Source organism: Cupriavidus sp. DF5525 (assembly GCF_040149425.2).
In the GTDB taxonomy this organism is placed as follows: Bacteria; Pseudomonadota; Gammaproteobacteria; order Burkholderiales; family Burkholderiaceae; genus Cupriavidus; species Cupriavidus pickettii_A.
Map to the genome: position 1 here is coordinate 1,431,587 of NZ_CP168265.1, position 24,048 is coordinate 1,455,634.

General features: G+C 66.3%; 17 protein-coding genes. 10 read left to right on the plus strand and 7 right to left on the minus strand.

Annotation, left to right across the window (positions count from 1 at the left end):
• Positions 1-140: 140 nt before the first annotated feature.
• The 4 genes from ABNX08_RS06860 to folD all read right to left on the minus strand — a co-directional run bounded on the left by ABNX08_RS06860 (position 141) and on the right by folD (position 5,939).
• Positions 141-1,967 (minus strand): SulP family inorganic anion transporter, encoded by a 1,827-nt coding sequence (locus ABNX08_RS06860; RefSeq protein WP_022534434.1) that lies wholly within the window; start codon positions 1,965-1,967, stop codon positions 141-143.
• Between the two features lie 57 nt (positions 1,968-2,024).
• Positions 2,025-2,855, minus strand: a complete 831-nt coding sequence (gene xth, locus ABNX08_RS06865) for an exodeoxyribonuclease III (RefSeq protein ID WP_022534435.1) — start codon at positions 2,853-2,855, stop codon at positions 2,025-2,027.
• Positions 2,852-4,945, minus strand: a complete 2,094-nt coding sequence (locus ABNX08_RS06870; RefSeq protein WP_022534436.1) for a M3 family metallopeptidase — start codon at positions 4,943-4,945, stop codon at positions 2,852-2,854. Before ABNX08_RS06870 ends, xth begins: the two co-directional genes overlap by 4 nt.
• A 142-nt stretch (positions 4,946-5,087) precedes the next feature.
• Positions 5,088-5,939 carry a bifunctional methylenetetrahydrofolate dehydrogenase/methenyltetrahydrofolate cyclohydrolase FolD gene (gene folD, locus ABNX08_RS06875; protein ID WP_349604700.1) on the minus strand — a complete coding sequence of 284 codons (852 nt, stop codon included), beginning with the start codon at positions 5,937-5,939 and terminating at the stop codon, positions 5,088-5,090.
• 152 nt (positions 5,940-6,091) lie between these two features.
• Between folD and ABNX08_RS06880 the strand changes: the two genes are divergently transcribed.
• The gene (locus tag ABNX08_RS06880; protein WP_349604698.1) at positions 6,092-6,772 is read left to right on the plus strand and encodes a hypothetical protein; all 681 of its coding nucleotides are present in this window, start codon (positions 6,092-6,094) and stop codon (positions 6,770-6,772) included.
• A 113-nt stretch (positions 6,773-6,885) separates the two neighbouring features.
• Here the strand turns inward: ABNX08_RS06880 and ABNX08_RS06885 are convergent, their stop codons facing one another.
• Together ABNX08_RS06885 and ABNX08_RS06890 are read right to left on the minus strand one after the other, a co-directional pair.
• Complete coding sequence (locus tag ABNX08_RS06885) at positions 6,886-7,518, minus strand: response regulator transcription factor (protein ID WP_022534439.1); 633 nt, start codon at positions 7,516-7,518, stop codon at positions 6,886-6,888.
• Between the two features lie 157 nt (positions 7,519-7,675).
• Entirely contained in the window at positions 7,676-10,219 is a 2,544-nt protein-coding gene (locus tag ABNX08_RS06890; protein WP_374063651.1) for a PAS domain S-box protein, read from the minus strand.
• A 482-nt stretch (positions 10,220-10,701) separates the two neighbouring features.
• On the opposite strand from ABNX08_RS06890, the gene aceE reads away from it, so the two are divergent.
• From aceE to lpdA, 4 genes are all read left to right on the plus strand, one after another.
• Positions 10,702-13,389 (plus strand): pyruvate dehydrogenase (acetyl-transferring), homodimeric type, encoded by a 2,688-nt coding sequence (gene aceE, locus ABNX08_RS06895; protein WP_022534441.1) that lies wholly within the window; start codon positions 10,702-10,704, stop codon positions 13,387-13,389.
• A gap of 169 nt (positions 13,390-13,558) precedes the next feature.
• Positions 13,559-15,226 (plus strand): dihydrolipoyllysine-residue acetyltransferase, encoded by a 1,668-nt coding sequence (gene aceF / locus ABNX08_RS06900; RefSeq protein WP_349604694.1) that lies wholly within the window; start codon positions 13,559-13,561, stop codon positions 15,224-15,226.
• Positions 15,227-15,404: 178 nt separating this feature from the next.
• The gene (locus ABNX08_RS06905; RefSeq protein WP_349604692.1) at positions 15,405-16,091 is read left to right on the plus strand and encodes an MFS transporter; all 687 of its coding nucleotides are present in this window, start codon (positions 15,405-15,407) and stop codon (positions 16,089-16,091) included.
• Between the two features lie 34 nt (positions 16,092-16,125).
• A complete protein-coding gene (gene lpdA / locus ABNX08_RS06910) occupies positions 16,126-17,910 on the plus strand; it encodes a dihydrolipoyl dehydrogenase (protein WP_349604690.1) in 1,785 nt (594 codons plus the stop codon).
• A gap of 503 nt (positions 17,911-18,413) precedes the next feature.
• Here lpdA and phaP1 read toward each other — a convergent pair.
• Complete coding sequence (gene phaP1, locus ABNX08_RS06915) at positions 18,414-18,998, minus strand: TIGR01841 family phasin PhaP1 (protein WP_022534445.1); 585 nt, start codon at positions 18,996-18,998, stop codon at positions 18,414-18,416.
• Positions 18,999-19,363: 365 nt separating this feature from the next.
• Between phaP1 and ABNX08_RS06920 the strand changes: the two genes are divergently transcribed.
• The 5 genes from ABNX08_RS06920 to pbpG all read left to right on the plus strand — a co-directional run bounded on the left by ABNX08_RS06920 (position 19,364) and on the right by pbpG (position 24,011).
• On the plus strand, positions 19,364-20,290 hold the full coding sequence (locus ABNX08_RS06920; protein ID WP_041680996.1) for a histone deacetylase: 927 nt from the start codon (positions 19,364-19,366) through the stop codon (positions 20,288-20,290).
• Positions 20,287-21,240, plus strand: a complete 954-nt coding sequence (locus ABNX08_RS06925) for a DMT family transporter (protein WP_022534449.1) — start codon at positions 20,287-20,289, stop codon at positions 21,238-21,240. Before ABNX08_RS06920 ends, ABNX08_RS06925 begins: the two co-directional genes overlap by 4 nt.
• Positions 21,241-21,324: 84 nt before the next feature.
• Positions 21,325-21,771 carry a thioesterase family protein gene (locus tag ABNX08_RS06930; protein ID WP_022534450.1) on the plus strand — a complete coding sequence of 149 codons (447 nt, stop codon included), beginning with the start codon at positions 21,325-21,327 and terminating at the stop codon, positions 21,769-21,771.
• Positions 21,772-21,794: 23 nt separating this feature from the next.
• Positions 21,795-22,508, plus strand: coding sequence for a nitroreductase (locus ABNX08_RS06935; protein ID WP_349604688.1), 714 nt, complete (start codon positions 21,795-21,797; stop codon positions 22,506-22,508).
• A 273-nt stretch (positions 22,509-22,781) separates the two neighbouring features.
• Positions 22,782-24,011 carry a D-alanyl-D-alanine endopeptidase gene (gene pbpG, locus ABNX08_RS06940; protein ID WP_022534452.1) on the plus strand — a complete coding sequence of 410 codons (1,230 nt, stop codon included), beginning with the start codon at positions 22,782-22,784 and terminating at the stop codon, positions 24,009-24,011.
• Positions 24,012-24,048: the final 37 nt, after the last annotated feature.

Genomic DNA, 24,048 nt, shown 5'->3' on the forward strand with positions numbered 1-24,048 from the left:
GCGTAGGGCCGTTCGGTCTTGCGTGCCCCAGCCGGCAGCGCCGGCGCAGGCAATCCCCAGCTTCCCCTTCAATCTTTTTTAAGTCTTTTTTTCAGATCTTTCAGCCACTGCTGGCTGGTCGCTGGCGCGTGCGTGCTGCACTAGCGCGCTGGCGCGCCAGTGCCTGGCGTCACGGGTCCGGCTTGCGCGGCACGGGTGCCGGCGCCAGGCCGTGATGCGCACTCCTCGAAGATCCTGGCGTGGCATTGCGCACAGATTTCCGGCGACAGCTTACCGATGATCGTGTGCAGCGCCTGCCGCTTGGTCGGGAAAATATGGTCGGGCCCGAGCTTGTCGCTGAAGCCGGTCTGCTCCCACGTCTGCAGCACCTGGGTGCGCGGCCGGTGGAAGTACAGGTCGCCGCCCAGCGCGCGCCGCTCGGCCAGTTCGCTCTCCCACATCTCGGCGCCGGCCAGGTCGATGAAATTCATGCTCTTGGTCATCGCCAGCAGGTGGGTTTGGCCGGCGTTGACGGTGCGCAGCCAGTGCAGGCGATCGGTCACGTATTGCACGGCGCCGAAATAAATCGCGCCTTCCATGCGCAGCAGCTTCAGTTGCGGGCATTCAGGCTGCGGGCGGCGCAGTTCGTCCAGCGGCGTGAAGCGCCGGTCCGGATCGTCGGCATCGGGCACCAGGCTGCGCACCGCCGGCCGCGAGGTGCGGTACAGGTAGGCCACCAGCGACAGCACGGTGCCGAGCAGCACCGCCATTTCCAGCCGGATCACCAGTGTGGCGGCGAAGGTGCCGATGGCGATCGCGAACTCGGTGCGGCTCAGCGTGAAGATGCGGCGCAGGCGCGCGATATCGAGCAGGCCCCAAGCCACCAGAAGCAGCATCGCCCCGATCGCGGCCATCGGGATCTGCGCCAGCAGCGGGGCGCTGATCGCTACCAGCGCCACCAGCCACAGCGCCGAGAACACGCTTGCCAGCGGCGTGCGCGCACCGGCCTCGAAGTTCGGTACCGAACGGTTGAGCGAGCCGCACGAGATATAGCCGGAGAAAAAGCCGCCGGCGATATTCGACAGCCCCTGGCCGATGAACTCGCGGTTGGCGTCGATATGCTGGCCAGAGCGCAGCGCCACCGCCTTGGCGATCGAGATCGACTGGCCCAGCGCGACGATGGTCAGCGCCGAGGCGATGCCCAGCAGGTCGGGCAACTTGCGCCAGTCCACGTCAGGTACGTTGAAGTGCGGCAGCGCCGACGGGATCGGCCCGATGACGTTGACGTGCTGGCCGCCCGCGCCGGCCTGGTTCAGCAGCAGCGCCACGCCGTAGCCGGCCAGCAGTCCCAGCAGCATGAACGGCAGCTTGCGCCACAGCCGCTTGCATAGCAGCGTGACGACCAGTGTCACGGCACCCACGGTGACCGCGGCCCAGTTGATCGTATCGACGTTCTCGAACAGGTGGCGCACCACCCCGAACGCGCTGGTGCCGGTCGGTACCTCCAGCCCGAACAGGTCCTTCAGCGCATATAAGCCGATCAGCGTCGCGGCGCCGCAGGTGAAGCCGAGCAGCACCGAGGGCGAGATAAAGTTGGCCAGCGAGCCGAGCCGCAGCGTGCCCACTGCGAGCTGCATCACGCCCACCACCACGGTGACCGCCAGCGCCAGCCCGATATAGGCCGGACTGCCGGCAAACGCCAGCGGGCCCAGCATCGCGAACAGCGCCAGCGAATTGGCATTGGTCGGCCCCGACATCACGTGCCAGCTCGAGCCGAACAGCGCCGCCACGATGCACGGCACCACCGCGCTGTAGATACCGTACTGCGGCGGCAGGCCGGCCAGCGTGGCAAAGGCCACGCCCTGCGGCAGCACCAGCACGGCGCCGAGCAGGCCGGCGACCAGGTCGGCGCGCAGCGTGGTCGGGTCGACGCGCCGGCTCCACGGGAACAGGCGGGTCAGGATGGCTCCGGGATGGGACGCAGGCATGGGGCGCAATGGAAAGAGCTCAGCGCCGCCCGTCGCCGGGCGGCGCCGTGGCGGCGTTCAGCCGCAGTGCAGCGTCGCGACCACCGGCGTGTGGTCCGAGGGCTGTTCCCAGGTGCGCGGCACGCGGTCGATCACGCACGCCGCGCATTGCTCGGTCAGCGCCGGCGACAGCAGGATATGGTCGATGCGCAGCCCGGCATTGCGCCGGAACGCGAGCATGCGGTAATCCCACCACGAGAAGGTCTTCTCGGGCTGCTCGAACTTGCGGAAGGCATCGGCCAGGCCCAGTTCCACCAGCGCGGCAAAGGCGGCACGCTCCGGCGGCGAGACCAGGTTCTGGCCTTCCCACTTCGCCGGGTCGTGCACGTCGCGGTCTTCGGGCGCGATATTGAAGTCGCCCAGCAGCGCTAGGCGCGGATAGCGCGCCATCTCCTCGCGCAGCCACGCGGTCATTGCCTCCAGCCATTTCAGCTTGTAGACGAACTTCTCCGACTCGGGCGACTGCCCGTTCGGGAAGTACGCGCAGACCAGGCGCAGGTCACCATAGGTGGCGGCGATCACGCGCTGCTGCGCATCCTCGAAGCCTGGGATGTTACGCACCACGTCGACCGGGCCGGGCATGCTGGCGTCGCGGGCGAGGATGGCCACGCCGTTATACGTCTTCTGTCCGGTGTAGATGCTGTGGAAGCCCGCGTTCTCCAGTTCGGCCAGCGGGTACTTGTCGTCCGGCAGCTTCAGTTCCTGCAGGCACAGCGCGTCGATCGGCGCGCCGGCCTGGTCCTGCTCGGCCAGCCATTGCAGCACCTGCGGCAGGCGCACCTTGAGCGAGTTGACGTTCCAGCTGGCGATGCGCAGCGGTCCGCTGGTTGGCAGTCCCACCGAACTCATGCCGTCATCCCGCCGTGGCGCAGCAGCGCGTCGATCTGCGGCGCGCGGCCGCGGAAGGCGACGAAGGACTCCATCGCCGGGCGGCTGCCGCCCACCGACAGGATCTCGCGCTGGTAGCGCGCGCCGGTCTCGCTGTCGAGCACGCTGCCCGACAGTTGCGCCGCCTCTTCGAAAGCTGCGTAGACGTCAGCGGACAGCACCTCGGCCCACTTGTAGCTGTAGTAGCCCGCCGCGTAGCCGCCGGCGAAAATATGGCTGAAGGTGTTCGGCCAGCGCGACAGCGGATGCTGCGGCACCACGTGCACGCGGTCATTGATCTGGCGCGACAGCTCCAGCACCGAGGCCTCGCCGGCCGGGTCGAAGTCCGTATGCAGGTGCATGTCGAACGACGAGAACACGATCTGGCGCAGGGTCATCATGCCGTTCTGGAAGTTCTTGGCGGCCAGCATGCGGTCGAACAGCGCGCGCGGCAGCGGCTCGCCGGTATCGACCTGCTGCGTCATGCCGGTCAGCACTTCATACTCCCAGCAGAAGTTCTCCATGAACTGCGACGGCAGCTCCACCGCATCCCATTCCACGCCGTTGATGCCCGACACGCCGAGCTCGCCCACCTGCGTCAGCATGTGGTGCAGGCCGTGGCCGAACTCATGGAACAGCGTGATGACTTCGTCGTGCGTGAATAGCGCCGGCTTGTTGCCGACCGGCGCGGAGAAGTTGCAGGTCAGGTAGGCCACCGGCGTCTGCACGGCGCCGTGCTCCATCACCTTGCGGCCGCGCGCATCGTCCATCCAGGCGCCGCCGCGCTTGCCTTCGCGCGCGTACAGGTCGATATAGAACTGGGCCAGCAGCGTGCCGTCCGGCGTGCTCACGCGGAAGAAGCGCACGTCCTTGTGCCAGGTCTGCGCCTGCTCGGGCTCGATGCGCACCGAGAACAGCTTCTGCACCACGCCGAACAGGCCTTCCAGCACCTTGGGTTCCGGGAAGTACTGCTTGACCTCGTGCTCGGAGAACGCATAGCGCTGCTGGCGCAGCTTTTCCGAGGCATAGGCCACGTCCCACGGCGCGAGATCGGCCAGGCCCAGCTCGGCAGCGGCGAAGGCCTTGAGTTCGGCCCAGTCCTTCTCGGCATAGGGGCGCGCCTTGACCGCGAGTTCGTCGAGGAACTTCAGCACCTCGGCGGGCGACTCGGCCATCTTCGGCACCAGCGAGACTTCGCCGTAGCACTGGTAGCCCAGCATCTGCGCTTCTTCACGGCGCAGCGCGAGCTGGTCGCGCATATTGGCGGTGTTGTCCCAGTCGGCCTGGCCTTGGCCGTACTGCGGGGCGACCTCCGAGCCGCGCGTGACGTTGGCCTCGTACAGGGTCTGGCGCAGCGCGCGGTCATCCGCGTACTGCAGCACCGGGAAGTAGGACGGGAAGTGCAGCGTGAACTTCCAGCCGGCCTTGCCTTCCTTTTCAGCGGCGAGGAGGGCGGCTTCCTTGGCGTCGTCGGGCAGGCCGGCCAGGCGGGCCTCGTCCTCGACGTAGAGCGCGTAGGTGTTGGTGGCGTCCAGCACATGGTCGGAAAAGGCCTTGGACAGCTGCGCCTGCTGTTCCTGGATCTCGGCAAAGCGTGGCTTCTGGTCCTCGGGCAACTCGGCACCGCCCAGGCGGAAACCGCGCAGCTCGTTCTCGATCAACTGGTGGCGCGCAGCGCTCATGCCGGCGAACTCGGGGCTGGCTGCCAGCGCCTTGTACTTGTCGTACAGCGCCAGGCTCTGGCCCAGCGAGGACCAGAACTCGGTCATGCGCGGCAGGTTGTCGGCGTGCGCCTTGCGCAGCTCGGGCGTATCGGCCACGGCGCTCAGGTGGCTGACCACGCCCCAGGCGCGGCCCAGCGGCTCGGTGGCAGCTTCCAGCGCCTGCACGGCATTGGCCCAGTCGGCGGGCGTGGCGGGATCCTCGGCGCGGGCGACGGCCTGCTGCGCGCGCTCGAGCAGCACGTCCAGCGCCGGGCTGATGTGCTCGGGCCGGATTTCGGCAAAGCGGGGCAGGTCGGAAAAGTCCAGCAGCGGGTTCTGAGCCTGATTGGCGTTGGCAGCTTGGTCCATGGCGTGTTCTCGGTTGGGCTGGCCTCGATGGGGCACTGCTTCAGAGGCAATGCCCTGCAGGTGGGGCCGGGGCGCCGGCTTTTCCAGCGCCCCGTGTGTCCCGGTGTGACGTATCGTACTGTACGCCGAACGCGCGCAGGCTTCAGCCCGCGGCGCGCTCCGCGGCTTCCAGCGTGTTGACCAGCAGCATGGTGATGGTCATCGGGCCGACGCCGCCCGGCACCGGCGTGATGTAGCCGGCTACCTCGCGCACGCCGGCAAAGTCGACATCGCCGCACAGCTTGCCGTTGTCGTCGCGGTTCATGCCCACGTCGATCACTACCGCGCCGGGCTTGACCATGTCGGCGGTGATCAGGTTGCGCCGGCCAACCGCTGCGACCACCACGTCGGCTTCACGGGTGTGGGCGCCGATATCGCGCGTCTTGCTGTTGCAGATGGTCACGGTGGCGCCGGCCTGCAGCAGCAGCATCGCCATCGGCTTGCCGACGATGTTCGAGGCACCGACTACCACGGCGCGGGCACCGCGCAGCGGGAACTGGATCGACTCCAGCATCTTCATGCAGCCGTAGGGCGTGCACGGGCGGAACAGCGGCGCGCCGGTCATCAGCGCGCCGGCGTTGGCGACGTGGAAGCCGTCGACGTCCTTTTCCGGGGCGATCGCTTCCAGCACCTTGTGGCTGTCAATGTGCTTGGGCAGCGGCAGCTGCACCAGGATGCCGTGGATATTCGGATCGTTGTTGAGCGCGTCGATGCGGGCCAGCAATTCCGCCTCGGAGAGGTCAGCGGGGTAGCGGTCGAGCGAGGAGTGGAAGCCATTGTCCTGGCAGGCCTTGACCTTGTTGCGCACGTAGACCTGGCTGGCCGAGTCTTCGCCGACCAGGATCACGGCCAGGCCGGGGCGGTGACCGCGTTCGGTCAGGCTGGCGGCGCGCCGGGCGGCTTCGGAGCGGATTTGTTTGGCAAGGGCGTTGCCGTCGATCAATTGGGCAGACATGGAGGAATGGCGGGTTTGTGGCCGGAGGTGGAGCTGCCGCCGCTGGGGGCGGGCAAGGCTAAAGGCGAATTATAAAGGGTGCGTAGGGGCTGCCGCACGGAGCTTGACCGGATACAGGGGTTGCGTGGGGCGGGGCTGGTAGCATCGGCCGCATGCACACCGCGCTCCCGTCCCTGCTGTCCGATCCCTTGCTGGTGTTCCTGTCCCTGGCCGGGCTGCTGTGGGCGCTGACGCGCCGGCCCTGGCAGCTGCTGCGGCGCCATGCGCTGCAGAACGCCTGGCTGGGCGCGATGCTGCTGGTCGCGCTGCTGTGGACGGTGCGCGCCACGTTGGTGGGCGGGCTGGTGATCCAGTTGCTCGGCGCCACGCTGATGGTGACGTTGTTCGGGCTGCCGCTGGCGTTGCTGTCGCTGTTCGTGGTGGATGTGGTGTCGCTGTTCGGGCTGGAGTACCTGGCGGGCCACGGCTGGGCCCAGTTCGACTGGGCCTCGCTGTGGGTGAGGTACGTCTGGCTGGCGCTGCTGCCGGCGCTGATCTCGGCCGCGCTGCAGGCCCTGATACGGCGCCTGCTGCCCCGGCATCCCTTTGTCTTTATCCTGGGGCACGGCTATTTCACCGCTGGGCTGGCCGCGCTCGGCGCCAGTGCGGCGCAGGCGGCATGGCGCCACCTGATGGCGCCGGGGCTGCCCTTCACCGTGGCCGACACGCTGGCCGCCGCGGTGATCCTGGCCTTCGGCGAGGCCTTCCTGACCGGCATGCTGGTGGCGATCTTTGTGGTCTACCGGCCACAATGGGTTGTCACGTTCCGGGATGAGGAATACCTAAGGCGCTGATGGCGGGAGAAGTCGTTGCGCCGGGCGGCGTGGGGAGGGCAACCGGTGCGGCCGCGGGCCGCGCCGGGAAGTGACGAGCATGGCGCCGGCGGGCTGCCAGGCGCCAGCCGGCTTCAGCTGTTGCGCGACAGCGCCAGGCGCAGCAGGTCGGCGACCGTGTTGACGTTGAGCTTTTCCATGATGTTGGCGCGGTGCGCCTCAACCGTCTTGATGGAAATGCCCAGGTCGTCGGCGATCTGCTTGTTCAGGCGGCCGGCGACGATGCGCTCCAGCACCTGCTGCTCGCGCGTGGTCAGCTTGCCCAGCAGGTCCTTGGCGGCGCGTTGCTCGCGCGCGGCGGAGTGGTCGGTGCGGGCCTTCTGCAGCATGCGCTCGACCAGCGCGCGCAGCTCCGACTCGTCGAACGGCTTTTCGATAAAGTCGATCGCGCCGCGCTTCATCGTCGACACCGCCATTGGCACGTCGCCGTGGCCGGTGATAAAGACGATGGGGATGTCGATCTGCTCGGCCAGCATGCGTTCCTGCAACTCGGGGCCGCTCATGCCGGGCATGCGCACGTCGAGGATCAGGCACGACACCTGGCTGGCGTCGTAGGCGGCGAGGAACTGCTCGGCGCTGGTGAAGCTGCGCACCTGGTAGCCATTGCCCTCCAGCAGCCAGGTCAGCGAGTCGCGCATGGCTTCATCGTCGTCGACGATGAACACGGTCTCGCCGCGGTGGGGCGTGGGGTTTGGCGTTGCGGTCATGTAGTCTCCTCGGGACAACAATTCATTGCTGCGAAGTGTAACCGGCCATGGCCCTCTGTGGCGAGACAGGCCCCCCACGGACGTGGGGGGATGGCGTGGCCGGCGTGCTCCGGATTCTGGGGGGCAGGGACTTGCGGGGCGGGGGCGCTTGCTTCTGTCAGTGCTCGGCCATCACCGGCTGCAGCGGCAGCATGATCTTAAATGTACAGCCGATGCCGTCGATATTGTTCTCCACCCACAGGCGGCCCTGGTGCGACTCGATGATCGAGCGGCAGATGTTCAGCCCCATGCCCATGCCGTCGGACTTGGTGCTGAAGAAGGGTTCGAACAGCCGTTCCTTGGTGGCCTCGTCCACGCCCGGGCCCTGGTCGATCACGTCGATATGGACGTTGTCGCCGATCTCGCCCGGCTCCATCCGCGCGTGCAGGCGCACCACGCCGCCGGCACGCAGCGCCGGCAGGCCCGACATGGCTTCCACCGCGTTCTTGAGCAGGTTCACCAGCACCTGCTCGATCAGCACCGGATCCACATAGACCGTCATCGGCGGCGGCGGCAGGCGGGTGAGGATGGTGACGCGGCGGCGCGTGGCCTCCAGGTCGGCCAGGCCCACGGCGTCGGCGACGATGTCGTGCAGCGAGGCCTCGCGCCGCTGTGGCTGGCTGCGCTTCACGAAGCCGCGGATGCGGCTGATGATGGTGCCGGCGCGCACCGCCTGCGCCGACGTCTTCTCCAGCACTGGGATCAGGTCTTCCGGCGTGCTGCGGCCCGAATGAAGCCGCGCCACTGCCCCCATGCAGTAGTTGTTGATCGCCGCCAGCGGCTGGTTCAGTTCGTGCGCCAGCGACGACGCCATCTCGCCCATGGTGGTCAGGCGGCTGGTGAACTGCAGGCGCTCTTCATGCTGGCGCGCCATTTCCTCGGCGGCCTTGCGCACCGTGATGTCGGTGGCGATCTGCATCTGCGCCAGGTGGCCGTCGACCCACTGGATATAGCGGCGGCGCACTTCGAACCACTTCTGCATGTCGGGCACGAACACTTCGCGCGCGTCCGATGCGTACGGCATCAGCTCGGATGCGGGCAGGCCGGCGTAGGCGTCGACATAGTCGGTGTTGTCGCTCGAGACCTGGTCCTTGTCGAGCTCGTCGCCGGCCAGCTTGACGTGGCCCTCGGCCTCCCAGCCGAACAGCTGCCGGTAGTAGCGGTTGGCAAACAGCAGCTCGGCCTTGTCGGTGGCCAGCACGGAGACGGCTGCGTCCAGGCTCTCCAGCACCGTGGTGAAGCGGTCGTGCGCCGCGGCCAGTTCCTCGCGTGCGCGCTTGGGCTCGGTGATGTCCGTCATCGAGCTCATCCAGCCGGTATGGCGGCCGCGGCTGTCCACCAGCGGCGACACGTACATGCGCGCATAGAAGCTGCTGCCGTCGCGGCGCATCGCGCGCATCTCGTAGCCGCCCGCGGGCGACTTGCCCTGCAGCGTCAGGTCGATCTGCTTCTGCATCTCCTGCTGGTCGTTGGGCGGCCAGTAGGGGAAGGGCGGCAGGCGCCCGACCAGGTCGTTCTCCTGCCAGCCGGTCATGCGGCAGAAGGCCGGGTTGACGTAGGTGATGCGGCCGTTCAGGTCGAGCGCGCGCAGGCCGATCAGCATCGAGTTTTCCATCGCGCGCCGGAACGAGGTCTCGGCCAGCAGCGCGCGCTGCGCTTCGGAGCGCCGGCTGGTGTGGCGCCACATGCTCCACAGGCTCCACAGCAGGAAGCAGGACAGGCCCACCACCAGCCACAGCAGCATGTTGTTGGGCAGGTTGGACGGCGGCGGGTAGGCGTCGGCGCGCAGCGACAGCGAGTGGCCCGGCGGGTCGAGCAGAACCTCATACGACAGCGCGTTGCCCGGCACCGGCCGCAGCGAGGTGCTGGCGCGGGTCTGGTTGTTCTTGTCGATCAGCGAGAAGCGGTAGCGCTCGGTCAGCTCCGGCGGCAGCAGGTGCGTCAGGATGCCGTTGATCGAGTAGAGCGCGCCGAGCGTGCCGAGGAACTCGTTGTCGCGCACGATTGGCACTTGTACCAGCATGAAGCTGTCGCCGCGGTCGTTGACCAGCGGGCGCGAGTAGACCACGCGCTGGGTTTCGCGGGCGGCGTCGAAGGTGTCGAGCACTTCCGGCTCGAGCGGTTGGTCCTGGTTCTCGCGCAGGCGCACGGCAAACTCGGACGTCGACGGCAGCGACCAGCGGCCGCGCTTGGTGGCGTCGAGCCAGTTGATAAAGACGATCTCGGGGTTCTCGCGCAGGATTTCCTGCGCGGCGGTGCGGTACGCGCCTTGCTCGAGCTGGGCGGCGGCAATGTCGCGCGCCAGCGAGGCGAGCTGGTCCTGGTTGCTCAACAGGGACAGGCGCACGCGCTGCTGCGCCCAGGCGGCGTCGCGGTAGAGCGCGTCGCGCTGCTGCTGGCGCTCGGTCTCGTGCAGCGACCACAGGATCACGCCCATCGCCACCGTGAACAACACGATCGCGACCAGCGGGATAAACATAAACCAGCTGGTAGCCACCAGGTTGCGCCAGCGCAGCCACCACAGCCCGCGCGGGGCGGCGACCGGCGCGCCGTCCTCGGGTCCCAGTGCCTCGATCGGACCTAGCCCGGCCGCCGGGGGAGGGGCGTGTCCGGCATCGCCACCGGCCGCCTTGGCTGAGCCCGACGCATCGGGGGATAGCATGGCTGCACGCAGGCGGGAAAGAAGGCGGTCGAGAAACGAGGCGAAAAACGGCATGGGAGGGATTGACGGCTGACCGACCAGTGTACCGAGATTATTGCGGTGCGTCGCTTGGGGAAAGCGCCAATGCACCCCAGGTTTTGCCTGCCGGCGCCAGCCGCCTTGCGGCACGGGAATACCCCATCAGAAGGTGATTGTTGCTGCGCTGCCGCATAATTTCACATTATAAAAAACGATATCGCAATTTGAAAATTTCACTTGTGTTGCACTTTGGGCTTCCATAGAATCGGTTCGACCCAAGAATGCGGGCGGTAGTCATGCGCCTGCCGCGCGGAGGATCCGGAACAGGTTCCCCGGCGGCGGCTCCGATGCAGGGCGCAGCAGCGCCGGATCCGCAAGAGTTAGAGTCACACCGTAGACCGTGCCCGAGGCCAAAAGCGCGGGCGCGGAAGCACGAATTCAACGAATTCACCCAGGAGACAGTCATGTCCGCCGTACCAGAGCAGATTCTCGGCGCGTCCAGCGCCAACGACGCCGATCCCCAGGAAACGCATGAATGGCTTGACGCCCTGCAGGGCGTCCTCGCCGCTGAAGGCCCCGCGCGCGCCGCGTTCCTGATCGACAAGCAGATCGAATACGCACGCGTGAACGGCGTCACCCAGCCGTTCCACGCCGAGACGCAGTACATCAACACGATCCCGGTCGACCAGCAGGCCCGCATCCCCGGCGACCAGGACGTCGAGCACCGCATCCGCTCGTACACCCGCTGGAACGCGATGGCGATGGTGCTGCGCGCCAACAAGCACACCAACGTCGGCGGCCACATCTCCTCGTTCGCTTCGGCCGCGACGCTGTATGACGTCGGCTACAACCATTTCTGGCGCGCGCCGTCCGAACAGAGCGGTGGCGACCTGGTCTTCGTGCAGGGCCACTCGGCTCCGGGCGTGTACTCGCGCGCCTTCCTGCTGGGCCGCCTGACCCAGGACCAGCTCGACAACTTCCGCCAGGAAGTCGACGGCAAGGGCATCTCGTCCTACCCGCACCCGTGGCTGATGCCGGACTTCTGGCAGTTCCCGACCGTGTCGATGGGCCTGGGCCCGATCATGGCCATCTACCAGGCCCGCTTCATGAAGTACCTGGACAGCCGCGGCCTGGCCAAGGCCGGCGACCGCAAGGTCTGGGCCTTCCTGGGCGACGGCGAGACCGACGAGCCGGAATCGCTGGGTGCGATCGGTATGGCCGGCCGCGAGAAACTGGACAACCTGGTCTTCGTCATCAACTGCAACCTGCAGCGCCTGGACGGCCCGGTGCGCGGCAACGGCAAGATCATCCAGGAACTGGAATCCGAGTTCCGCGGTGCCGGCTGGAACGTGATCAAGGTGGTCTGGGGCAGCAAGTGGGATTCGCTGCTGGCGCGCGACACCAAGGGCCTGCTGATGAAGCGCATGATGGAATGCGTGGACGGCGAATACCAGACGATGAAGGCCAAGGACGGCGCCTACGTCCGCGAGCATTTCTTCAACACGCCTGAACTGAAGGCGATGGTGGCCGACTGGTCCGACGACGACATCTGGCGCCTGAACCGCGGCGGCCACGATCCGCACAAGATCTATGCCGCCTACAAGGCCGCCAGCGAGCACAAGGGCCAGCCCACGCTGATCCTGGCCAAGACCATCAAGGGCTATGGCATGGGCGACGCCGGCCAGGCCATGAACGTGGCCCACCAGCAGAAGAAGATGCCGGTGGACGCGATCCGCAAGTTCCGCGACCAGTTCAATCTCCCCGTTGCCGACGACCAGCTGGAAGAGGTGCCGTACATCACCTTCCCGGAAGGTTCGAAGGAACTGGAATACATGCGCCAGGCGCGCCAGAACCTGGGCGGCTACCTGCCGGCCCGCCGCCAGAAGGCCGAAGCCCTGCCGATCCCGCAGCTGTCCGCGTTCGAGGCGCTGCTGAAGGCCACCGGCGAAGGCCGCGAAGTGTCCACCACCATGGCCTTCGTCCGTATCCTGAACACGCTGCTGAAAGACAAGCAGATCGGCAAGCACGTGGTGCCCATCGTGCCGGACGAGTCGCGCACCTTCGGCATGGAAGGCCTGTTCCGCCAGGTCGGCATCTGGAACCAGGAAGGCCAGAAGTACGTACCGGAAGACCATGACCAGCTGATGTTCTACAAGGAATCGCAGACTGGCCAGGTGCTGCAGGAAGGCATCAACGAAGCCGGCGCCATGTGCGACTGGATCGCCGCCGCCACGTCGTACTCGACGCACGGCGTGCAGATGATCCCGTTCTACATCTACTACTCGATGTTCGGCATCCAGCGTATCGGCGACCTGTGCTGGGCCGCTGCCGACATGCGTTCGCGCGGCTTCCTGCTGGGCGGCACCGCCGGCCGCACCACGCTGAACGGCGAAGGCCTGCAGCACGAAGACGGCCACTCGCACGTGTTCCACGCCGCGATCCCGAACTGCATCTCGTACGACCCGACCTTCCAGTACGAGCTGGCGGTGGTCATGCAGGACGGCCTGCGCCGCATGTACGCCGAACAGGAAGACATCTACTACTACCTGACGGTGATGAACGAGAACTACGAGCATCCGGAAATGCCGGCTGGCGTAGAGCAGGACATCGTCAAGGGCATGTACCAGTTCCGCAAGGGCGTCGAGAACAGCAACGCGCCGCGCGTGCAGCTGCTGGGCTCGGGCACGATCTTCCGCGAGGTGATCGCCGCCGCCGAACTGCTGAAGAAGGACTGGGGCGTCGAGTCCGACCTGTGGGGCTGCCCGAGCTTCACCGAGCTGGCCCGCGAAGGCCAGGCCACCGAGCGCTACAACCTGCTGCACCCGACCGAGACCCCGCGCGAGTCGTTCGTCGCGCAGAAGCTGAAGTCGGCCCGCGGTCCGGTGATTGCCTCGACCGACTACGTGCGCGCCTTCGCCGAACAGATCCGACCGTTCGTGCCGCGCCGCTACGTGGTGCTGGGCACCGACGGCTTCGGCCGCTCGGACACCCGCGAGAAGCTGCGCCACTTCTTTGAAGTGGATCGTCACTGGGTCACGCTGGCCGCGCTCAAGGCGCTGGCCGACGAGGGCGCGATCGGCCGCGACAAGGTGGCCGAGGCCATCAAGAAGTACAACCTCGACCCGAGCAAGCCTAACCCGATGTCGGTCTGATCCGGCAGCCTGCACCAACCCCCCCGCAGTACGGCGACGCCGTGCCGCGGGCGCCCCGGCCCAGTGCCGGACGGCGCCTTGCGGCACGGCGGCGTGACAGAAGCGGGCGGCGAGGGTAATCTCGCCGCTTGCGGACGTCGCGCGTGCCGGCCTGCCCAGGAGACACTGAATGAGTCAAGCGATTGAAATCAAGGTGCCGGATATCGGCGACTATGACGCCGTTCCCGTCATTGAAGTGCATGTGAAGCCCGGCGACAGCATCGACGCGGAAGACGCGCTGGTGACGCTGGAGTCGGACAAGGCCACCATGGACGTGCCCTCGCCGCAGGCTGGCGTGGTCCAGGACGTCCGCATCAAGGTGGGCGACAACGTATCCGAAGGCTCGGTGCTGGTGATGCTGCAGCCGGCCGGGCAGGCCGCGGCGGCTCCCGCTCCGGCCCCGGCCGCCGCAGCGCCGGCTCCGGCGCCTGCCGCCGCAGCCCCCGCGCCGGCTCCCGCTGCTGCCGCTCCGGCCGCGGCGCCCGCTGGCGGTGGCGGCACCATCGAAGTGAAGGTGCCCGATATCGGCGACTACGACGCCGTGCCGGTCATCGAAGTCCACGTCAAGCCGGGCGACACCATCAGCGCAGAAGACGCGGTGGTCACGCTGGAATCCGACAAGGCCACCATGGACGTGCCCTCGCCGCAGGGCGGCGTGGTCAAGGAAGTCAAGGTCAAGGTCGGCGACAACGTTTCCGAAGGCACGCTGCTGCTGATCCTGGAAGGCGCCGCCGCGGCTGGCGCTCCGGCTGCGGCCGCCGCCGCACCCGCCCCTGCGGCCGCCAGCGCGCCCGCACCGGCTCCGGCTGCTGCAGCTGCCCCGGCGCCCGCCGCAGCCCCGGTTGCCGCGCCGGCACAGGCTGGCGTCACCGGCAAGGCCGCACACGCCAGCCCCTCGGTGCGCAAGTTCGCGCGCGAACTGGGCGTCGACGTGTCGCGCGTGCCGGGCACCGGCCCCAAGGGCCGCATCACCCAGGAAGACGTGCAGCAGTACGTCAAGGGCGTGATGTCCGGCCAGGCGGCCGCGCCGGCCCAGGCTGCCGCGGCTGGCGGCGGTGGTGGCGAGCTTGGCCTGCTGCCGTGGCCGAAGGTCGACTTCACCCGTTTCGGCGAAGTGGAAAGCAAGGCCCTGTCGCGCATCAAGAAGATCTCGGGTGCCAACCTGCACCGCAACTGGGTCATGATCCCGCACGTCACCAACCATGACGAAGCGGACATCACCGACCTGGAAGCCTTCCGCGTCCAGCTGAACAAGGAAAACGAGAAGGCCGGCATCAAGGTGACGATGCTCGCGTTCATGATCAAGGCAACGGTTGCGGCGCTGAAGAAGTTCCCGAACTTCAATGCCTCGCTGGACGGCGACAACCTGGTGCTGAAGAAGTACTTCAACATCGGCTTCGCCGCCGACACCCCGAACGGCCTGGTCGTGCCGGTGATCAAGGACGCCGACAAGAAGGGCGTGTTCGAGATCAGCCAGGAAATGGGCGAGCTGGCCAAGCTGGCGCGCGACGGCAAGCTCAAGCCCGACCAGATGCAGGGCGGCTGCTTCTCGATCTCGTCGCTGGGCGGCATTGGCGGCACGTATTTCACGCCGATCATCAATGCGCCGGAAGTGGCGATCATGGGCGTGTGCAAGTCGTTCCAGAAACCCGTGTGGGACGGCAAGCAGTTCACGCCGCGCCTGACGCTGCCGCTGTCGCTGTCGTGGGACCACCGCGTCATCGACGGGGCCGAAGCGGCGCGCTTCAACACGTACTTCGCGCAACTGCTGGCGGACTTCCGCCGTATCCTGCTCTAAGGCGGCTGCTTAAAAATGATTCTGGCGTCGTTGCGCGGCCTTGCCGTACCAGTTGTACTGTCTGCGGCCGCGCGCCTAGCCAGAACCGCTTCGCTTCATTTTGAAGCAGCTGCAACGCACACCGGCTTTGCCGGTGCGCGAAAAGGCCGGCGCCTGCGTTGAATCATAGGAGCGAGCCATGACTACCTGTGTTGTCGTAAGGAAGGGCGCCGAGGTGGCGATCGCGGCGGACGCGCTGGTCACCTTCGGCGATACGCGCCTGTCACGCGCCTACGAGCGCAACCAGAAGGTATTCCCGGTGGGCGACGGCTTTATCGCGCTGGCCGGGACCACCGCGCACTTTCCGGTCATGCGCACGCTGCTGGCGGGCCTGGGCGAGGAGTGCCGGCTGGGCTCGCGCGACGACGTGTTCCGCACCTTCCTGAAGGTGCACGACAAGCTGAAGTCTGATTACTTCGTCAACACCAAGGAAGACGATGACGATCCCTACGAGTCGTCGCAGATCGTCTGCCTGATCGCCAATCCGGCCGGCATCTTCGGCGTTTACTCGTACCGCGAGGTGTTTTCGTTCGACCGCTTCTGGGGCATCGGCTCGGGCCGCAACTACGCGCTCGGCGCGATGCATGCGGTGTATGACCGGTCGGACCTGGATGCGGGCGAGATCGCGCGCATCGGTGTCGATGCGGGCGTGGAGTTCGACAAGAGTTCGGCCGGGCCGATCGAGGTTCATACCGTGCGGCTGCACGAGGGCGGCACCGCGGCAGTAGCAGCCGAGGATGCGGCAGAGACGGCGCCGGAAGACGAGGCGGTGGCAGGCCACGCGGCAGAAGACAACCCGGCAACCAACAACGACGGCGCGCCCTGAAGCCAGATGGCGGGCGCGCATTGAGGAGCAAAGCATGAGTGTGATCGAAGTCAAGGTGCCGGATATCGGCGATTTCGACGCGGTGGAAGTGATCGAGGTACTGGTCAAGGCCGGCGATATGGTCGAGATGGAACAGTCCCTGATCGTGCTGGAGTCCGACAAGGCGAGCATGGACGTGCCGTCGTCGGCCACCGGCAAGGTGGTGGAGGTCAAGGTCAAGGTGGGCGACAAGGTCGGCCAGGGCGCGGTGATCTGCACCGTCGAAGCCCAGCAGGCCGCCGCCGCTCCTGCGCCCGCGCAAGCGCCGGCCCCGGCGCAGGCCCCCGCGCCGGCTGCGGCCGCGCCGGCTCCGGCACCCGCGGCAGCCAGCCACAGCGGCGGCGCCGACATCCAGTGCGAGATGCTGGTGCTGGGCGCCGGTCCCGGCGGCTACTCGGCCGCCTTCCGCGCCGCCGACCTGGGCATGAATACCGTCCTGGTGGAGCGCTACAGCACGCTCGGCGGTGTCTGCCTGAACGTCGGCTGCATCCCGTCCAAGGCACTGCTGCACAACGCCGCGGTGATCGACGAAGCCAAGGCGCTGGCCGCCCACGGCATCCTGTTCGGCGAAGCCAAGATCGACCTGGACGGCCTGCGCCACTACAAGAACCAGGTGGTCGGCAAGCTGACCGGTGGTTTGGCCGGCATGGCCAAGGCACGCAAGGTGCAGGTGGTGCGCGGCATCGGCAACTTCCTCGACCCGCATCACCTCGAGGTCGAGCTGACCGAGGGCGAGGGCAAGCGGGCCACTGGCAAGAAGACCGTGATCCGTTTCGAGAAGGCCATCATCGCCGCCGGCAGCCAGGCGGTGAAGCTGCCCTTTATCCCGGAAGACCCGCGCATCGTCGACTCGACCGGCGCGCTGGAACTGCCCGAGGTTCCCAACAAGATGCTGGTCATCGGCGGCGGCATTATCGGCCTGGAAATGGCCACGGTGTACAGCACGCTCGGTGCGGAAATCGATGTCGTGGAAATGCTCGATGGCCTGATGACCGGCGCCGACCGCGACCTGGTCAAGGTCTGGGAAAAGAAGAACAAGGACCGCTTCGGCAAGGTCATGTTGAAGACCAAGACGGTCGGCGTGGAAGCGAAGCCGGACGGCATCTACGTCAGGTTTGAAGGCGAGCAGGCCCCGGCTGAGCCGCTGCGCTACGACCTGGTGCTGGTGTCGGTGGGTCGCGCGCCCAATGGCAAGCGCATCAGCGCCGAGAAGGCCGGCGTGGCCGTGACCGACCGCGGCTTCATCAACGTCGACAAGCAGATGCGCACCAACGTGCCGCATATCTTCGCGATCGGCGATATCGTCGGCCAGCCGATGCTGGCGCACAAGGCGGTGCATGAAGCCCACGTTGCCGCCGAGGTGGCACATGGCGAGAAGGCCTACTTCGATGCCAAGCAGATCCCGTCGGTGGCCTTCACCGATCCGGAAGTGGCCTGGGCCGGCCTGACCGAGGACGAGTGCAAGGCGCAGGGCATCAAGTACAGCAAGAGCGTGTTCCCCTGGGCCGCTTCGGGCCGCGCCATCGCCAACGGTCGGGACGAAGGCTTTACCAAGCTGATCTTCGACGAGGAAACCCATCGCGTGATCGGCGGCGGTATTGTCGGCATGCATGCGGGCGACCTGATCAGCGAAGTCTGCCTGGCGGTTGAGATGGGCGCGGATGCGGTGGATATTGGCAAGACCATCCATCCGCACCCGACGCTGGGCGAGTCGATTGGCATGGCGGCTGAGATTTACGAAGGTACGTGTACTGACGTGCCGCCGCCGCGGAAGCGTTGAGGTTCGGAATGGCAGCAGGAAGCCCACCTTGATGGTGGGTTTCTTTTTGCCTGATTATGCAATTAACCGCCAGCACGTTGCGCCGACCACGAATGCCGAATGGCTGGCAGGGCGAGGCGGTTCAGTATGGTTTTCGGGCCGCACCCAGGATTCGCTTGGATCCAAGCTGTGCGGGGACGCGGCAGAAGGGCGGTTCAAACAACGACAACATGTCACCAGCAGCGAGAGCCATCGAGCATCGACCGCATGCATGCCGCAGGCCAAATGCACATCCCCCAGACCAGATCCCAAAAAAAACCCGACCTAAAGAGGTCGGGCTTAACGATACCTTTGGACAAGGAGACCGCGGTACCGAGGAGACATCGGCAGAAAAGGCAGCGCCGGTTCACTCGGTCGGGACACTACCTCATCGTTGGCAAAACACACCGGCATTCTTGACCGCAATCCGATGCGCTTTGCCAACGGACCGGCCGGAGCCGGTCCATCTTCAACCCGTGCAGCTATCAGGCAGCAGTGGTCTTCTTCACCGGAGCCGTGGCCGTGCGGGCCGTGGCGCTGGCTTGCTGGGCAGCCTTCGTGGCAGCCGAAGCAGCAGCCTGGAAGTTGGTTTCAGCGATTTCGACCGCTTGCTTGGTCGCCTTCTGCACCGATTCGTAGGCGTTGTTGGCGGCGGAGATCGCCGACTTCACGATGGCCACGGTCGATTCCGAACCGGCCGGGGCGTTCTTGGCGAAGTTTTCGACCAGAGCCTGGACGTTCTTCGAGCCTTCGGCCAGTTGGGCCTCGGCCACCTTGGCGAATTCGCTCTGGGTTTCCGAAGCGATTTCGTACAGGTGACGGGTGTAGGCCAGCGTCTTTTCGGCGACCGGCTGCACGGCTGCGGCCTGGATGGCCAGCAGTTCTTGTGCGTCCTTGGCCGACAGGGCCTTCTTGGCGTTGTCGACGTTCTCAGCGAACGAGGTCTTGACGACCTGCAGGTTCAGCTCGACGAGCTTTTCGACGCCTTCGAACGCCTTGGTCGTCAGGCCGAACAGCGTTTCGAGGTTAGCCTTTTGCGCTGCCGCGACTTGTTCCGGGGTAAGGATCATTGCTGGTCTCCAGTGGTGAACTTCAAGGTCAAGCAAAATTAAGCTGCCTAGATGTCAGGGCCGTGACGGTGTTGTTTCCCGCGTCGGCCAGCCCAGGCGTGTGGGTGGGTCAGGACGCATCCGAAAACTTTGGTGCGCCGCAACAATTGCCATTCTAGGGATACCGTTTTTAATGTCAAGTGAATTTGGTGCATTGCACAATAAAGTTCTGCTTAAATGCCCGTCGGTGTGACGCCGGCGCCATCAGAGGTGCCTCCCGGCGAGGGTGCGGCCGGGGTGCTACCATCGCGGCTTGCCTTCGCCCGCACGGCCGGCCGCCGCCGCGATACCGAGAAGACGTGAACAGAACCGCCCAGGCCACACCCATGCTTGCCTTCTACGCCGACCACTTTGTGCTGCCATTGCCACCCGGGCACCGCTTCCCCATGCGCAAGTACAGCATGCTACGCGACATGGTGTCGGCCCAGGTGCCCGGATTGCGCCTGGCGGAGGCGCCGCGCGCAGGCGATGACGCCCTGCTGCTGGCACATACGCCAGAGTATGTGCAGGCGGCTTCGGCAGGCACGCTCGACGCGGCGCGCCAGCGCGAGATCGGCTTTCCGTGGTCCGAGGCGATGGTGGAGCGCTCGCGGCGTTCCGCAGGCGCCACCATCGCGGCCTGCCGGGCAGCACTGCGCGAAGGCATCGCGGTGAACCTGGCAGGCGGCACCCACCACGCCTATGCCGACAAGGGCGGCGGCTTCTGCGTGTTCAACGACGCCGCCATCGCCGCGCGCGTACTGCAGCGCGATGGCGACTCGCGCCGCGTGGCGGTGGTCGACCTGGACGTGCACCAGGGCAACGGCACCGCGTCGATCCTGCAAGGCGATCCGTCGGTATTCACGCTGTCGCTGCACGGCGAGAAGAACTACCCGTTCCGCAAGGAGGCCAGCGACCTGGACGTCGGCCTGCCGGACGGTTGCGACGACGACACCTACGCGCAAGCGCTGCAGGCAGCGCTCGACACGCTGTTCAGCCGTTTCGATCCCGACCTGTTGATCTACCTGGCCGGCGCCGACCCGCATGAAGGCGATCGCCTCGGACGGCTCAAGCTGACCATGGCCGGCCTGGCACAGCGCGATCGCCTGGTGTTCGATGCTGCCTTCGCGCGCCGGCTGCCGGTCGCGGTGGCGATGGCGGGTGGCTACGGCAACCAGATCGAGGACACCGTCGCCGTGCACGCGCAGACCGTGCGTCTGGCCGCGCAGTATCACGCCCGCCACGCCCAAACGCAGCTGGCGGTGGCGTCATGAGCGGCGTGGCGGAGCAAGGACGTAAGGCGTCGGCAGGCCCCCGCGCCACGCTGTGGCTGGCGGCGATGCCGTGGCTGTTCGTGCTGATCTGGGGCACCGGCTTTATCGTCGCCAAGTACGGCATGCCCTATGCCGAGCCGATGACTTTCCTGTTCCTGCGCTTTGCCGGCGTGCTGGTGCTGATGGTGCCGTTCGTGCTGCTGGCACGCGTGCCGCTGCCGCAGTTGCAGAATCCGCCAGCGGCGGCATCGGCAACCCCGGCGCGGCGGACTGACTGGCGCATGGTCGGCCATATCGGCGTGGCCGGCCTGCTGCTCCAGGCGGGCTACCTGGGCGGCGTTTGGGCGGCCATCAAGCTCGGCATGTCGGCCGGGGTGTCGGCGCTGCTGGTCGGCATGCAGCCGATCCTGACCGCCCTGATCGCTAGGCGCATGGGCGAACGCATCGGCGCGCGCCAGTGGCTGGGCCTGCTGCTGGGAATTGCCGGCGTGGCGCTGGTGGTGGCCAACAAGCTCGGTACCAGCGGGCTGACGCCGGCGAGCCTGGCGCTGGCGGGCGGCGCCCTGCTCAGCATCACCGTGGGCACCGTCTACCAGAAGCATTTCTGCCCGGTGTTCGACCTGCGCATGGGCTCGGTGATCCAGTTCGCCGCAGCCGCGCTGGCGTGCCTGCCGTTCATGTTCCTGTTCGAGACCCGCGAGGTTCAGTGGACTGCCGCCATGTTCGGCGCACTGGCCTGGTCGGTGGTGGCGCTGTCGATCGGCGCGATCTCGCTGCTGTTCCTGCTGATCCGGCAGGGCGCGGCCACCAAGGTGTCGAGCCTGATGTACCTGACGCCGCCCACCACCGCGGTGATGGCCTGGCTGCTGTTCGGCGAGCGCTTCCCGCCGCTGGCCGCTGCCGGCATGGTGCTGGCGGCGCTTGGCGTCGCGCTGGTCATCCGCCGCTAGCCTCCGCGCGTTCGTGTCGCGTATGCGGCCGTTTCAGCGCTGTCCTTCCGAGCTTTCCGATCCGTCCTGTTCCGTTCACGTCCCATGAAACCGCAAGCCGAGTCGCGCAGTGCCTATCCGTACTTCCAGCCGATCACGACGCGTTGGATGGATAACGATGTCTATGGCCACGTTAACAACGTTGTCTACTACAGTTACTTTGACACCGTGGTGAATTCCTACCTGATCCGGCAGGGCGTGCTCGACATCGAAGCGGGCAGCACCATCGGGCTGGTGATCGAGACGCAGTGCAACTACTTCTCGTCGCTCAGCTTCCCGGAGACCGTGGTAGCGGGCCTGCGCGTGGCCAGGCTGGGTACGTCCAGCGTGCGCTATGAGGTAGGCCTCTTCAGCGGCGACAACGAGCTTGCCGCCGCGCAAGGGCATTTCATCCACGTCTATGTCGATCGCGCCACGCGCCGCCCGGTACCGCTGCCGGCGCCGCTGCGCGAGGCGCTGCTGCCGCTGGCGGTGGCCGGCGCACAGCGGTGACGGGGCAACAGGAGACGAACAAGATGTCCCTCGAGAGGCAATTCGGTTCGCAGGATGCCGTGGACTGCGTGGATCGCGCGATCCTCACGCGGCGTTCGGTGCGGGCCTTTCTCGATACGCCCGTGCCGCGCGAGACCGTGGAAGAAATCCTGGTCGTGGCCAGCCGTGCGCCGTCGGGCACCAACACGCAGCCGTGGCGCGTCTACGTGCTGTCGGGCGAGGCCAAGGTCAAGCTGTGCGCCGACGTGCTGGCTGCCTATGAGGACCCCGAGCGCGACAGCAAGTACATGCAGGAGTATCCGTACTACCCGCGCGAGTGGGCCGATCCCTACCTGGCGCGGCGGCGCAAGGTGGGCTGGGACCTGTATGGCCTGCTGGAGATCAGCCGCGAGGACAAGGTGCGCATGCACGAGCAGCACGCGCGCAACTTCCGTTTTTTCGATGCGCCGGTGGGGATGATCTTCACCATCGACCGCATCATGGAGCAGGGCAGCTGGCTGGACTACGGCATGTTCCTGCAAAGCATCATGGTCGCCGCCAGGGCGCGCGGGCTCGATACCTGCCCGCAGGCGGCGTTTACGCAGTTCCACAAGATCATTGCCAGCCACTTGCGACTGCCACCGGAAGAGATGGTGGTATGCGGCATGTCGCTGGGTTTTGCGGATCCGGAAGCGCTCGAGAACCGGCTGACCACTGATCGCGAGCCGGTCAGCGGATTTGCGCGTTTCCTCTCATAGTGAGCTTTGTATCAATGTGTAACGATTGGTGCCGATATACCAGATGAGGTCCCCGTATCGGCAGGGTCGTTGCCTTGGGGAGTGGCAGGTGATTTGAGGTGAGCCCTAAGACAGTTCGTTTTCAAACACGGGTGGACGTGATGAGACGTCAACTTTTTCCACATCGTGGAAATGTTTGCAAATCGAACTTTAAGGAGCGACTGTAAGTCTTTAATCTTGCTAACAATTTCTTTATTTCCTACACTAGCGCCATTCTTATGCGCTGAACGAATCATGTTCCGGTCTGATTCCATTTTTTCCAGATTCTTCGGCTCCACGCCCTTGTCCGCCGTCGCCGCCGCGGTCCTGGTGTCGGTGTCGATGGTCGCGGCGCCCGTGGCCGAAGCGGCCACCAAGTCCGCAAGCACCCAAAAAACGTCTAAAAAGCAGGCTAAATCGGCTAACGTCGAGAAAAAGAGCGCTTCAAAGACTGTCTCGGCAAAGTCTCGCAGCACCAAGGTAGCCAAGCGTGACGCCAGCTCCTCGCGCAAGGTCATCGTGCTGAAGAACGGCAAGCGCCAGGTAGTGGCCTCGCATCGCGCGGCGCCAGTGCGTGCCGCCTTTACGCCGCCCGCCAAGCCCTCGCTGGGCGAAGCCATGGGCCTGCGCGATACCGCCGACGCGCTAGCGCTGCGTTCCAGCGTGGCGCTGGTGATGGACCAGGGCTCCAACGAGGTGCTGTTCCAGAAGAACGCCAGCGCGGTGCTGCCGATCGCCTCGATCACCAAGCTGATGACGGCGCTGGTGGTCATGGACGCGCGTCTGCCAATGGACGAGATGCTGACCATCACCGAGGAAGACCGCGACAACGAGAAGCACAGCAGCTCGCGCCTGCGCTTCGGCACGCAGCTCACGCGCCAGGAACTGCTGCTGCTGGCGCTGATGTCGTCCGAGAACCGCGCCGCGTCGGCGCTGGGTCGCCACTATCCGGGCGGCCTGCCTGCGTTCGTGCAGGCGATGAACCGCAAGGCGCGCGAGCTGGGCATGAACGACAGCCACTTTGTCGATTCCAGCGGGCTGTCGAGCAGCAACGTGTCGAGCGCGATGGACCTGGTGCGCATGGTCAACGCCGCCTACCGCAACCCGACCATCCGCGAGTTCTCGACCCAGACCGAGCATGAAGTCAACGTGCTGGGCCGCACCCAGCACTACGTCAGCACCAACCGCCTGGTGCGCGGCGGCAACTGGGAGATCGGCCTCCAGAAGACCGGCTTTATCTCCGAGGCCGGCCAGTGCCTGGTGATGCAGGCCAAGGTCCAGGGTCGCAACGTGGTGATGGTGTTCCTGGATTCGGCTGGCAAGCTGTCGCGTTTTGCCGATGCCAACCGCGTCAAGGACTGGCTGGAACACTCGCCGTCGCAGTCGTCCCCGCAGCCGCATGGCTTCCCGTCGTCGCCCAACCTGACGCAGGGGCCGCACGGCGCGCATGCGATCCTGGCCTCGCAGCAAGCGCGCGGCATCTGATTCGGATCGCCTGACCGGAAAAAAAACGCGCTGTCCT